We start from the raw sequence: 12,356 nt of genomic DNA on the forward strand, positions 1-12,356 counted from the left end.
ATGTCGCAGGCCTATGAGGATTCGGCGCCGGACTGGACGCCCGCGATCCAGGCTCGCCGTCGCGCCCTGATGCAGCGCCTCGGCATGGGCGCTGCGACCGCCCTCATCTTCACGCCTGTGTTCGGCTGGCAGGTCTCGGCTCTCTGGTGCGTAGGCTATTTCCTCGTCCAGGCGCTCGACCTGTGGATTTTCGCGCCGGTCCTGTCTGGGCGGACAGAGCGCATGGGGCCGATCCGTAGCGCGGTCGGCAACGTCATGCTGTTCCTGAACGCCGCGGCCTTTGGCAGCCTCTCGATCCCGCTCTGGCTGCTCGGGGGCCCGATGGGCGGCGTCTGCGCGGCCATCGTGGCGGCCTCCGGTGCGATCTACGGCGTTATCAACTCGCCGGGGTCGCGCAAGGTTCTTGCGATCACGATCACGCCGCACTTCTTGTACATGGCCACCGTGCCGTTCTGGATGAGCCATTACGGAGCATCCCAGGCTTTCGTCATGGCGGTGATGATCTCCTTCTGCGTCTTTGGCGTCTATTGCGTCTCGACCTGGGAACGAATGAACCGTGCCCAGCAGGCCGAGAGCGCCGCTCGTCTGGAAGCCGACCGCAAACGTGCGGAGGCCGAACGCATCATGGCCAGCCGCCAGGCGTTTCTCGCCGCCGTGGGCCATGACCTTCGAACCCCCATCAGCGCCATAATGACCGGGGCCGCCGAGCTGGAAGCGGGGGCCAGGACCGGTTCGGCCCGCGCCCAGGCCGCCCTGATATCGGACGCCAGCGTCATGATGAAGGCGCTGCTGGACGACCTGCTGGACCACGCCAAGCTGGAAGGCGGTTATATGACGGTCGAGAGCGTAGACTTCAATCTGCGCAGTCTGATCGCCCAGACCCTGATGTTCTGGCAGGGCGAGGCCCGCGCCAAGGGACTGTCCCTGCGCGTCGAGGGCGCGTCATCTATGCCCGCTTCTGTAAAGGGCGATCCGATGCGGCTGCGCCAGGTGCTGAACAACCTGGTGTCCAACGCCATGAAGTTCACCGAAACGGGCTCCGTCACGCTGCGCCTTGCCTCCTGGCCCGAGGAGCCAGCCGAGCACGCCATCCTGATCGAGATCGTGGACACCGGTCCGGGCATGACCGCCGACCAGCTTTCGCGTCTGTTCACACCCTTTGATCAGTTGGCCGAAGGCGTCAGTGCCAGGCATGGCGGCACCGGCCTCGGCCTGTCGATCAGCCGCGACCTGATCCAGCTCATGGGTGGGCGACTGACCGCGCGCAGCCGACCCGGCGAAGGCGCGGCCTTTACCGTCTCTCTGGTCCTGCCCCAGGGCGACGCGGAAGCAACGGCTCCCCGCGCCTTCGGAGACGACACCCGTGGTGACATCGTCCGTAGCCTGACGCCGCGCAATCCGAGTTCGCGCGCGCCCCGCAAGACCCGATCGGTCGCTCCGGCCATGGAGCCGAGGCCGGAACTGTCGGCGACCGAAGCCCTGCTGGCCCAATTGGGGGCCGCACCACCGGTACCGACGACCCTGACGACGCAGGTCGCGCCTGAGCCGCAGCCCGCTCTGATCGAGACGCCTGCGGCGGCCACCCCGGAAACGCCCGTGACGGACCCAGCCGCCGACCGCCCACTCAGGGTTCTGGTCGTCGATGACCACGACATCAACCGCCGCGCCGTCGAGTTGATCCTGGCACCCCTGGGCTGCGATATCGCTACGGCCGCCGACGGTCTCGCGGCTCTCGCTCTGTGCGAAACGGGCGTCTTCGACGTCATATTCATGGACGTGCGCATGCCCGAGCTGGACGGCCGTGAAACGACGCGCCGTCTGCGCGCCGGAGGCGGTCTCAACGCCAACGTTCCCGTCATCGCCGTCACCGCCGATACGGCACCCGAAGACATCGCCGCCTGCATGGCCGCAGGGATGAACTACTTCGTCTCCAAGCCCCTGACCCCACCGATCCTGCTGGGTGCCCTGGAGCAGGTACTATCGGACGCCGAGACAGAGTCTGCCGAGACCGCCGCCGCCTGATTTGCGTCCCGTCGGCGCCCAAGCAGTGAGGCTCCGCGAGCCGAGCGGCAGCGCCCCTAAAGCTGCGCGATCAGATGCTCAGCCGACGAGACCTCGAAGGCACCGGGCTCCTCGATGTTCAGCTGGGTCACCACGCCGTCCTTGACCAGCATGGAGTAACGCTTGGACCGATGGCCCATGCCGCCCCGGCTGGCGTCCATGACCAGATCGACAGCGCGCGTGAAGTCGCCGTTGCCGTCAGCCAGCATCAGAACCGTGTCGGCGTCGACCTTCTGGCTCTCGGCCCAGGCGCCCATGACGAAGGGGTCGTTGACGGACAGGCAGGCGATGGTTTCGACGCCCTTGGCCTTCAGGGCATCCTTGTGATCGACGTAGCCGGGCAGATGGCGCGCCGAGCAGGTCGGGGTGAAGGCACCCGGAACCGCGAACAGGGCCACCGTCTTGCCGGCGAAGACCTCCTCGGTCGTGATCGGCCGGGGGCCGTCCGGGGTCGGCGTCATCAGGGTGGCGGACGGAATGCGGTCGCCGATCTGCAGGGTCATGGCAGGCTCCGGAAGGTCTGGGGTCACGCGGACATCGCGTTCGACCGGACTGATAGTCTCCGCCCGCGTCCGGGCCAAGCCCGCCCGCGACGCCATCGGCCCTTGCGCTCAAGTGCCGTCGCCCCGATCATCGGACCATGACCGAGTTTTCCTCCCTCGCCGGTCGTCTGCTGGTCGCCATGCCGGGCATTGGCGATCCGCGCTTCGAGCACGCGGTGATCATCGTCTGCGCCCACGGTCCCGATCACGCCATGGGCCTGAGGATCGACCGCCCAGCACCGGGCGTCGATCTGAAATCGGTGCTCGAAAAGCTCGACACGCCCGGTGCGGCCACGGCAACCGGTCGTCCGGTCCTGGTCGGCGGGCCGGTCGAAAAGGAACGCGGCTTCGTGCTGCACACCGACGACTGGATAATCGAGGATTGTTCAGTCGGCTTCGGCGAGGGCTTGGCCATGACCGGCACCCGTGAGGCGCTCGCCGCCATGACCCGCCCGGTCATGGGACCGCGCCGGTCCGTGCTGGCGCTGGGCTATGCCGGGTGGGGCGATGGTCAGCTGGAGGAGGAACTTGCGGACAACGTCTGGCTGGTCGCCGAGCCGGACCTTGATCTGCTGTTCGACACCGATTTCGAGACCAAGTGGGCGCGGGCTCTGGCCACCCTCGGCGTCGACGCCGCCATGTTATCGGGCCAGACGGGCCGGGCCTAGCCCGACCGCGCCTTCAGCGGTGCCACGCCGTCCGACACGCTCTCGTTCAGATAGACCTCGGCCTCCTGGGCCGGGAGCGCCGGGGCATAGCCGAAGCCCTGGCCGTAGTGGCACTGCTGATCCAGCAGCAGCCGCGCCAGGCCGGCGTTCTCTACGCCCTCGGCCACGACTTCCAGCGACAGGTCGCGACCCAGGTTGACGACCGACTTGACGATCTTGGCCGAGCCTTCGTCCTTGTCCATCGTCAGCACGAAGTAGCGGTCGATCTTCAGCGTATCGAACGGCAGTCGCGCCAGATAGGACAGTGAGGAGAACCCCGTGCCGAAGTCGTCAAGCGCCAACGAGGCCCCGGCGTCCTTCAGTTTTTGCAGGATCACGGCTGCGGACGCCGTGTCGCGCATGATGTCGCCTTCGGTCACTTCGAGCTTCAGCGCGCCCCTGGGCAGGCCGGTCTCGGCGATGACCCGGGCGACATCCTCGACCAGGTTCGGCCGTTCGATCTCTCCGACCGACAGGTTGACGCTACAGAACAGCTTTCCGGCCGTGGGATGACGATGCAGCCACTCGGCGAGCTGCCGCGCCGACTGTGTCATCATCATCAGGCCCAGGTCGTTCATCAGGCCCATTTCGTCGGTCAGGCCCAGGAACTCGTCCGGCGGCACCATGCCCCGTTTGGGATGACGCCAACGCGCCAGGGCCTCGAAACCCGCCACGGCGCCGGTGTGCAGGTTCACGATCGGCTGGAAGAAGGGCTCGATCTCTCCGCGTACGAAGGCGTTCCTCAGATCGGCTTCTAGTGCGAGGCGGCTGAGGCTGTCGCTCTCCAGCGAGCGGCCATAGGCGGCCGTGCCGCCGCGACCCAGCTTCTTGGCCGATCCCACGGCGAGTTCGACGCGCCGCAGCAGTTCCGCCGGATCGGCGGCGTCCGGACCGCCTTCGCAGGCCAGCGAGCCAATGGAGACGGTCGGATAGATGTCGAAGCCCGCCACGCGCAGCGGCTGCTCGAGGGCGTCGCGAATGCGGTCGGCGGCCTGCCCCAGGCCGCGCGGCACGATCGCGGCGAACTCGTCCTCCCCGATCCGGGCGGGATGCGCGCCATCCGAGAAAGCCGCCGCCATGCGAGAGCCCAGGGCCGAAATGACCATGTCGGTCCGCTCGTGGCCGAGCGCCTCGTTCAGCCGACGCAGGCGATCGACGTCGGCCACGATCATCTCATAGTCGCCCGGCGTCGTCAGGGTCTCGCCGACGCGCGCGAGAAAGGTCTTGCGGTCCAGCAGCCCTGTCAGGGCATCCTTGTCCGTCCCCGCGATCTTGGTGTCGAGCGCCACCATGCCGGCGGCGCGCAAGCCGTCTTCCAGCCAGACGCCGCGCCACAGACAGGTCTCGCCCGCCCGCATGCGCAGACGCACGACGACCTCGGTCCCTTCCTCGGCGGGCTTGAGGATCCGCTCGGCCAGCGCCCGATCCTGCGGCAGGGCCAGGGCGATGAAGGCGGCGCCGGAGCATTCGGGGGCGAGCGGCCCGAGACCCAAGGTGCGGGTCGCGCCCGTCAGGCGCAAGGAATCCTCCGCGGGCGTCCAGATCCACAGCGCGCTTTCGGCCGCGGCCAGGGCCTCGATCGCCGTGGTCGCGTCCCAGGTCAGGCTGCGGGATCGCGGGGTCACGTCGCGGGGTGTCCTTCAGGGCGCGCTAAACTCGTCCGACAAGAGGCCGAACAGGAGATGATCTGCCCATACGCCGTTAATTTTGAGATAAGCTCGGGCTTCGCCCTCCTTGCGAAACCCGGCCTTCTCCAGAACCCGCCGCGACGCGAGGTTGCTGGGGATGCAGGCCGCCTCGAGACGATGCAGTCGCACTGTATGGAACGCGAACCCCGCCATGGCCTTTACAGCGGCCGTCGCCAGCCCCCTTCCAGCGAAAGGCTGGCCGATCCAGTAGCCCAGCGTGCCGGTCTCGGCGACGCCCCGGCGGACGTTGGACAGGGTGATGGCCCCGTAGAGCGTCCTCCCCTTCGGATCAAAGACGAAGAAGGGCCAGGCGTGACCCTGATCCATCTCGCGCGCATAGAGGCCGAGCCGTCGTCGAAAGGCCGCGCGGGTCAGGTCGTCATCCGGCCACATGGGTTCCCAGGGCTTCAGATAAGCCTGTGAAACGTAGCGCAGATCGGCCCAGGCTTCGAAGTCGCCGGAGCGGGGTGGACGCAGCATAACCGCGTCCCCCTCCACCAGGGGACCGGTCGCGTCCGTCATCCAGTCCAGCAGGGCCATGAGAAAAGCCTAACCTGTCTGGCTTCGCGATCCCATAGCTGTCGCCCGCCGGTTTCCACGCGCCCGGCGAAGCTCTAGATTGCGGCCATGCCCGCAGACAGCGCCCCCGCAGCCACCACAGCCCAAGGCACACCGCCTCCTCAGGGGTTCGGCCGGGGGTTCGTGCTGGACACCTGGTACTTCGCCGCCCTTGCCCGCGAGGTGGCACCGGGGTCGATGAAGCGGCACGAGCTGCTCGGTGAGCCGGTCCTGATCGGGCGAACCAAGGCCGGCCGACTGTTCGCCATGCGCGACATCTGCCCCCACCGCGCCGCGCCCCTGTCGGCCGGGCGGATCGTCGACAAGGGGGACGGGGCCGAGACGGTGGAATGCCCCTATCACGGCTGGCGCTTCCGGACGGACGGCGTCTGCGCCGCCATCCCCTCGCTGGTCGACGACCAGGCCTTCGAGGCCGAGCGCATCCGGGTGCGGTCCTATCCGGTCGCCGAGAGCCAGGGGATGGTGTTCGTCTTCCTGCGCTCGGACCCCCGCTCCGACGCCGAGCCGGATCATCCGCCCCCGACGTTCCCGGGCGTGGTGGGCGGCGGGGCCAAGCTGGTCGAGGCGATGGACTTCGACAGCCACATCGATCACGCCGTCGTCGGCCTGATGGACCCGGCGCACGGCCCCTATGTGCATCAGCAGTGGTGGTGGCGCTCCGAGCATTCGATGCACGAGAAGGCCAAGCGCTTCGAGCCGCGCGAGCTGGGCTTCGCCATGGTGCGGCATGCACCGTCGTCGAACAGCCGGGCCTACAAGATCCTGGGCGGGGCGCCGGCGACAGAGATCACCTTCCGCCTGCCCGGCTATCGCTGGGAGCATATCCAGGTGGGGGAGCGTCAGGTGCTGGCCCTGACCTGCCTGACGCCAGTGACAGAGACAAAGACGCGGATCACCCAGATCTTCTGGTCCGATCACTGGGTGTTCGGCCTCGCCAGGCCCTTCCTGCGGATGGGCGTGGTCGCCTTCCTGAAGCAGGACGGCGGCATGGTGAACCTGCAGAACGAGGGGCTGCGTTACGACCCGGCCCTGATCTGGATCGACGACGCCGACACCCAGGCCAAGTGGTACCAGCAGCTGAAGCGCGAATGGACGAAAAGCCGGGCCGAGGGCCGCGGCTTCGTCAATCCAGTCAAGCCTGCGACGCTGCGCTGGAAGAGCTAGGGGCTATCTCGCCCGGGCACCGGCCAGAAGGGCGTCCACCTGGCGGCCGACGTGATCGGCAAGCTGGTCTACGGTCCAGCCGTCGTAGGCGGCGCGGCGGTAGTTGGACAGATAGGCGTCCCAAGTCAGCTCGGTCAGGAGCGGCACGTCCGCGTCCTGCTTGAGCTCGCCCGAGGCCACGCCGTCCCGGAGGATGCCCGCGATGACGTCGGTCAGGGCCCGGGTCGCAGCGCGCTGGCGGGTCTCGGCGGCGACGGGCTGAAACCAGGACCGGGCCACGATGGCCTGGAACAGCGGCAGCTGGTCGATCGAGCCGTGGTAGCCGGCCGAGAGGGCGTTCACGAGCCGGTCGCGGGTCGAGCCGTCGCCCGCGCCGTTCTTCATGGTCTCGGCCAGGCCCGCCATGTCCTCGGTCAGGACGGCCTCGAACAGCTCGGCCTTGTCCTGAAAGTTGGCGAAGACGGCGCCCGTCGACATGCCAGCGCCCTTGGCGATGTCGCGGATCGTGGCCGGCTCGTAGCCGCGCTCGGCGAACAGGTCGCGGGCGGCGTCGAGCACCTTTTGCCGGGTGCGGACCTTGGCGGCCTGCCGGCGGTTCAGCCGGGGCTCGGCCGAGGCGGAGGAGGACGGAGAAGAGGCGGTCGACGCGGACTCACGCATGAACACGGATACTCTTTTTGACTGTCGCCATGCGGAGGGGGGAGCACATGGCCGGTGAACGGGCTGGAGCAGGCCGGGAAGACCGGCGGCGGCCGGAAAACGGACGCGCACGGACGGTCCTCGCAAGGCACCGCCCCGGAGAAGTCGCCGCTTTCATCAGCAAAGGATGACCAAAATGGGTCGTGAAAAGAGTTAAATCGACTGTCGCGACCGCAGGGCGCGGGTCGGCCTGTCGCGACGATCCTCGGGCGAAGCGGCCCGGAACACCTCGCGGAACTTGTCGCGGCGCTCGTGGATCGACGCCAGCACCAGCCCCATCGGCACGCCCAGATCGACCAGGGTGTTTTCGGCCAGCTGCAGGCTGGCCTCGGTGGTCTCGGGCACGGCGTCGGTCACGCCGAGCGCATAGAGTCGGGCAGCGTGCCGATCATCGCGGGCGCGCGCGATGATCGGCAGGTCCTGGCGCAGCGCGCGGGCGGCGACCACCACCTCATCCACCTTGCCGGGCGCGTCCATGGTGACGACGAGGGCTCTGACCTCGTCGATGCCGCAGAGCCTCAGCAGCTCGGGTCGGCTGGCGTCGCCATAGGAGACGTCGAAGCCCTCGCGCCGGGCCGCCGCCACGGTGGAGACGTCGCTGTCCACCGCGATGAATCTCTGGCCATGCTCGGTCAGCATCTCCGCCACCAGATGCCCGACGCGGCCGAAGCCGACGATCAGGACGTCGCCGGACTGGGGCGCGGGGTCAGTCGGCACGGGGACCGGTTCGGCCGGTGCCGCCTTCAGCAGCCGCTCGGCGATCATGGCCATCAATGGCACGGTGAAGATGCTGATCGTGGCCGAAACCAGCACGCCCTGGGTGAAGCCGGGATCTGCGATGCCCTCCACCAGGCCGGTGTTCAGGATGACGAAGGCGAACTCGCCGGCCGGGCCCAGCAACAGGGCGGTCTCGATGGCGGAGCGAAGCGGCACGCCCCAGAGCCGGGCGAGGCCAAGGATCAGCCCTGCCTTGATCGCCGTCAGCATCAGCGCCACGCCGAACACGCCCGCTGGATTGGCCGCAACGGCGTCGAGATCGAGCCCGATACCGACGCCTACGAAGAAGACCCCGAGCAACAGGCCCTTGAAGGGCTCGATGTTGACCTCGATCTCGCGGCGATACTCGGTCTCGGCCAGCAGCAGGCCGGCGATCAGGGCGCCCAGACTCATCGACAGGCCGGCGGCCTCGGCGGCCACGCCCGCGCCGACGATGATCAGCAGGCACAGGGCGACGAATAGCTCCTGCTGGCCGCCGCCGTGGGCCCGGCTCTTGGCGACGGAGCGGAACAGGGGGCGGAGCACGACGCGACCGCCGATGACCAGCAGCGCCACGCCGAGCGCTGCAGGCGCCAGCGTCAGGAGGGCGCGGCCGATATCGGGCGCGTTCATCTCCGCCCCGCCGGCGGCGATCGCGGCGAGCACCGTCACGCTGACGAGTATCGGAGCGACCGCGAGATCCTGAGCCAGCAGGGTGGCAAAGGTCGCCCGACCCGCCGCCCCCTTCATGCGGCCCCGCTCGGCCATGACGGGCAGGACCACGGCGGTGGACGACAACGACAGGCCCAGCCCCAGCACGGCGGCGCTGGCCAGAGGCTGGCCCATCAGCATGAAGACGGCCGCCAGCACCGCCGAGCACAGGGCGATCTGGCTCATCCCCAGGCCGAAGACAAGACGGCGCATGGCGCGCAGGCGGTCCCACGACAGCTCCAGCCCGATCATGAACAGCAGGAAGGCGACGCCCAGTTCCGACAGCTGGGCCAGCTGTTCGGCGTCGGAGATGGTCAGGACCGACAGCCAGGGCACCACATCTGAAAACCGTCCTAACCCGTCGGGTCCCAGCAGCACGCCTGCCGCCAGAAACCCAAGCACGGGGCTGATCTTCCAGCGACTGAACAGGGGCACGACGACGCCTGCCGCCGCCAGGAAGACGACGAGGTCCTTGTATTCGCCGCCCCCGCCGTGGGCCCCCGCCATGTCGTCTCCCGATGAATGGATCGTCCGGCATGGTCGCTGTCGCCGGGGGCGTCGCGCAAGGGCCTTGGCCGCGAAATCGTCCGGCGCTGGAGCAAGCCGACGCGGTTCGCTAAGAACAGCGTCATGATGCGCGCCCTGAACCACCTGTTCGTCGACCATCCTCGCGAGGTTGGCGAGACCTATCTGCACCATGCGGCCGCCGCATCGCGGTTCGGGCTCAAGCTGGCGCGCCTGTCGGCCTGCGCCTTCACCCATGCGGTCGTGCCCGGCGTGTACAAGACTACGGTGTCGGACGAGATCAAGCGGATGGCCGACGACCTCGGCTACCGGGCCCAGGTGGCGCGCGAGTGCCGCATGAAGGACGCCGGCGCCTTCGACCCCGGTCTCTAGGAGACGCCGCCATGACCCAGCCCCAGGCCTTGGCCGGCGTGCGCGTGCTCGATCTGTCCCGCGTCCTGGCGGGTCCGTGGGCGACCCAGATGCTGGCCGATCTGGGGGCCGAGGTCATCAAGATCGAGCGGCCCGGCGTCGGCGACGATACCCGCCAGTGGGGACCTCCGTTCACGACGAAGGCTGACGGATCGAGGGGCGACGCGGCCTACTTCCTGTGCGCCAACCGGGGCAAGAAGTCCGTCGAACTGGATATCGCCACGCCAGAGGGCGCCGACACGATCCGAAAGCTGGCCGCGACATCCGACGTGCTGGTCGAGAATTTCAAGGTCGGGGGCCTGAAGAAGTACGGCCTGGATTACGCCAGTCTGGCCGAGATCAACCCCCGCCTGGTCTACTGCTCCATCACCGGCTTCGGCCAGACGGGCCCCCGCGCCGAGCAGGCGGGCTACGACTACATGATCCAGGCCATGGGCGGGCTCATGTCCATCACCGGCCAGCCTGATGGTGCCCCGGGTGCCGAGCCGATGAAGGTGGGGGTGGCCGTGGTCGACCTGGCCACCGGCCTCTACGCCTCCAATGCCATCCTGGCGGCCTTGCTGCACGCGAGGGCCACAGGTCAGGGTCAGCAGATCGATATCGCCTTGTTCGACGTCCAGGCCGCGATGCTGGCCAATCAGGCGACGAACTATTTCGTGTCGGGCGTCTCGCCGACCCGCATGGGCAATGCCCATCCCAATCTGGTGCCCTATCAACCCTTTCCCTGTGCCGACGGCAGTGTGGTCATCGCGGTGGGTAACGACAGACAGTTCCGGATGCTCTGTCAGGCGCTCAAGGCAGACACGCTGATCGCTGATGCCCGCTATACGACCAATGCTGGTCGTATCGAGAACCGGTCCGATCTGATCGGCGCGATCTCGGAGATCACGGGCAACTGGACCATGAACCAGCTAATGGACACGCTCGAGGCGGCGGGCGTCCCATGCGGGCCGATCAATACGGTCGACCAGGTCTTCGCTGAGGCCCAAGCGAAACACCGGGTCCTTGAGGTCGAGCTCAAAAGGGCCGATCTGGCCGCACCCCTTCGTACCGTCGCGAGCCCTATCCGAATGTCGGCCACGCCAGTTACCTATTCTGGGCCACCTCCTACGTTGGGTGCGAACACAACCGAGATACTGGGCGAGATCTAGGGCGGATCGAGGATCAGTTTCGCCGCAATCCAAAGCAGAGCCACACCCAGAACCACAGCGGTCAAGCTGAACGCCATTCCCTGCCACGCCAGGGGGCGGAAACGTCGAGGCAGGCTCGTGCCCCAGAAGCCGCCGGTGGCAAACGTCGCCAAGGCCATCAGGGTGCCTGTGGTCCGCACTGCCGGTGACGCCTTGGGCAGATCGTCATAGGACGCATCCGCGAATTCGCCTGCCCTGACACGCGCGAGGAGGTCTCGCGCGGTCTCAATCTCGGAAGCGTGGGCCATCAGTCGAATGCCGAGCGCGCGTTGCATCAGCGGATCGACCGTCGTCTGGAAGCGATCGGTCACGGTGACCTGAATCCCGTGAGACTCGAGGAAGGCCGCCGCCAGATCGGCTTCGTATACGTCGGTGAAACGGGCGATCTCGCGCAGCGCCACCGGACGCAGCCTTACAGATCCAGAAGCGCCCGCGCCGGGTCTTCCAGCAACTGCTTGATGCGCACCAGGAAGGTCACGGCTTCCTTGCCGTCGACCAGGCGGTGATCATAGCTCAGCGCCACATACATCATCGGCCGGATCTCGACCTGACCGTTCACCGCCATCGGCCGCTGGACGATGTTGTGCATGCCCAGAATGCCCGACTGGGGCGCGTTCAGGATCGGCGTCGACATCAGCGAGCCGTAGGTGCCGCCGTTGGTGATGGTGAAGGTGCCACCCTGGAGCTGGTCCAGCGTCAGCTCGCCATCACGCGCCGCCTTGCCGAGCGCCCCGATCCCCTTCTCGATGCCCGCCAGCGTCAGCTGGTCGGCGTCGCGCAGCACCGGCACGACCAAGCCCTTGTCGGTGCCGACGGCTACGCCGATGTCGTAGTGGTTCTTGTAGATGATGTCGGTGCCATCGATCTCGGCGTTGACGGCCGGGATTTCCTTCAGGGCGTGGACCACCGCCTTGGTGAAGAAGGACATGAAGCCCAGTTTGACGCCGTGGGCCTTTTCAAAGGCGTCCTTGTACTGGTTCCGCAGCGCCATGATCGCCGTCATGTCCACCTCGTTGAAGGTGGTCAGCTGGGCGGCGGTGTTCTGGCTCTCCTTCAGACGGCGCGCGATGGTCTGGCGCAGGCGCGTCATCTTCACGCGCTCCTCGCGGGGGTGGTCCGCGCGCGGGGCCGGGGCGGCCGCCGGAGCGGGAGCGGCCGCGCCGATGGCGGCGAGCGCATCGCCCTTGGTGATGTTGCCTTTCGGACCCGTCGGCGTGATGGCGGCGGGGTCGAGATTGTTCTCGGTCACGACGCGCTGGACCGCCGGGGACAGGACGGCGTCGCCGGCCGGAGCCTTGAAGGCGGCCGAGCCGGTGTTGGCCG

At 67.9% G+C, this 12,356-nt stretch carries 12 protein-coding genes; 5 read left to right on the forward strand and 7 right to left on the reverse strand.

Going from position 1 to position 12,356, the window contains the following annotated elements; genetic code table 11:
• Entirely contained in the window at positions 1-2,022 is a 2,022-nt protein-coding gene (locus tag IP78_RS00695; protein WP_054109786.1) for an ATP-binding protein, read from the forward strand.
• Positions 2,023-2,078: 56 nt separating this feature from the next.
• Here IP78_RS00695 and IP78_RS00700 read toward each other — a convergent pair whose 3' ends face one another.
• Positions 2,079-2,564, reverse strand: a complete 486-nt coding sequence (locus IP78_RS00700) for a peroxiredoxin (RefSeq protein ID WP_054109806.1) — start codon at positions 2,562-2,564, stop codon at positions 2,079-2,081.
• Positions 2,565-2,701: 137 nt separating this feature from the next.
• Here IP78_RS00700 and IP78_RS00705 point away from each other — a divergent pair, with 137 nt between their 5' ends.
• On the forward strand, positions 2,702-3,271 hold the full coding sequence (locus IP78_RS00705) for a YqgE/AlgH family protein (RefSeq protein ID WP_054109787.1): 570 nt from the start codon (positions 2,702-2,704) through the stop codon (positions 3,269-3,271).
• Here the strand turns inward: IP78_RS00705 and IP78_RS00710 are convergent.
• Complete coding sequence (locus IP78_RS00710; protein WP_054109788.1) at positions 3,268-4,935, reverse strand: bifunctional diguanylate cyclase/phosphodiesterase; 1,668 nt, start codon at positions 4,933-4,935, stop codon at positions 3,268-3,270. The genes IP78_RS00705 and IP78_RS00710 overlap by 4 nt on opposite strands.
• 15 nt (positions 4,936-4,950) lie before the next feature.
• A complete protein-coding gene (locus IP78_RS00715) occupies positions 4,951-5,538 on the reverse strand; it encodes a GNAT family N-acetyltransferase (RefSeq protein WP_054109789.1) in 588 nt (195 codons plus the stop codon).
• Between the two features lie 87 nt (positions 5,539-5,625).
• Between IP78_RS00715 and IP78_RS00720 the strand changes: the two genes are divergently transcribed.
• Positions 5,626-6,741: an aromatic ring-hydroxylating dioxygenase subunit alpha gene (locus tag IP78_RS00720; protein ID WP_054109790.1), complete on the forward strand. Its 1,116-nt coding sequence runs from the start codon at positions 5,626-5,628 to the stop codon at positions 6,739-6,741.
• A 3-nt stretch (positions 6,742-6,744) separates the two neighbouring features.
• Here IP78_RS00720 and IP78_RS00725 read toward each other — a convergent pair whose 3' ends face one another.
• Positions 6,745-7,401, reverse strand: a complete 657-nt coding sequence (locus IP78_RS00725) for a TetR/AcrR family transcriptional regulator (RefSeq protein ID WP_054109807.1) — start codon at positions 7,399-7,401, stop codon at positions 6,745-6,747.
• A gap of 192 nt (positions 7,402-7,593) precedes the next feature.
• On the reverse strand, positions 7,594-9,414 hold the full coding sequence (locus tag IP78_RS00730; protein ID WP_054109791.1) for a cation:proton antiporter: 1,821 nt from the start codon (positions 9,412-9,414) through the stop codon (positions 7,594-7,596).
• Between the two features lie 123 nt (positions 9,415-9,537).
• Between IP78_RS00730 and IP78_RS00735 the strand changes: the two genes are divergently transcribed.
• Positions 9,538-9,804 (forward strand): DUF6356 family protein, encoded by a 267-nt coding sequence (locus IP78_RS00735; protein ID WP_054109808.1) that lies wholly within the window; start codon positions 9,538-9,540, stop codon positions 9,802-9,804.
• A gap of 11 nt (positions 9,805-9,815) precedes the next feature.
• Positions 9,816-10,994 carry a CaiB/BaiF CoA-transferase family protein gene (locus IP78_RS00740; protein WP_054109792.1) on the forward strand — a complete coding sequence of 393 codons (1,179 nt, stop codon included), beginning with the start codon at positions 9,816-9,818 and terminating at the stop codon, positions 10,992-10,994.
• Here the strand turns inward: IP78_RS00740 and IP78_RS00745 are convergent.
• Together IP78_RS00745 and odhB are read right to left on the reverse strand one after the other, a co-directional pair.
• On the reverse strand, positions 10,991-11,434 hold the full coding sequence (locus IP78_RS00745) for a putative signal transducing protein (RefSeq protein ID WP_054109793.1): 444 nt from the start codon (positions 11,432-11,434) through the stop codon (positions 10,991-10,993). The genes IP78_RS00740 and IP78_RS00745 overlap by 4 nt on opposite strands.
• 11 nt (positions 11,435-11,445) lie before the next feature.
• On the reverse strand, positions 11,446-12,356 hold a 911-nt coding region (gene odhB, locus IP78_RS00750; RefSeq protein WP_054109794.1), incomplete at its 5' end, for a 2-oxoglutarate dehydrogenase complex dihydrolipoyllysine-residue succinyltransferase.

The sequence above is a fragment of the Brevundimonas sp. AAP58 genome (assembly GCF_001295975.1).
Classification (GTDB): Bacteria; Pseudomonadota; Alphaproteobacteria; order Caulobacterales; family Caulobacteraceae; genus Brevundimonas.

Coding starts and splice junctions, on each gene's coding strand:
- IP78_RS00700 (WP_054109806.1), bottom strand. CDS start 2,564: ATGACCCTGCAGATCGGCGACCGCATTCCGTCCGCCACCCTGATGACG.
- IP78_RS00715 (WP_054109789.1), bottom strand. CDS start 5,538: ATGGCCCTGCTGGACTGGATGACGGACGCGACCGGTCCCCTGGTGGAG.
- IP78_RS00730 (WP_054109791.1), bottom strand. CDS start 9,414: ATGGCGGGGGCCCACGGCGGGGGCGGCGAATACAAGGACCTCGTCGTC.
- IP78_RS00725 (WP_054109807.1), bottom strand. CDS start 7,401: ATGCGTGAGTCCGCGTCGACCGCCTCTTCTCCGTCCTCCTCCGCCTCG.
- IP78_RS00695 (WP_054109786.1), top strand. CDS start 1: ATGTCGCAGGCCTATGAGGATTCGGCGCCGGACTGGACGCCCGCGATC.
- IP78_RS00705 (WP_054109787.1), top strand. CDS start 2,702: ATGACCGAGTTTTCCTCCCTCGCCGGTCGTCTGCTGGTCGCCATGCCG.
- IP78_RS00720 (WP_054109790.1), top strand. CDS start 5,626: ATGCCCGCAGACAGCGCCCCCGCAGCCACCACAGCCCAAGGCACACCG.
- IP78_RS00740 (WP_054109792.1), top strand. CDS start 9,816: ATGACCCAGCCCCAGGCCTTGGCCGGCGTGCGCGTGCTCGATCTGTCC.
- IP78_RS00735 (WP_054109808.1), top strand. CDS start 9,538: ATGATGCGCGCCCTGAACCACCTGTTCGTCGACCATCCTCGCGAGGTT.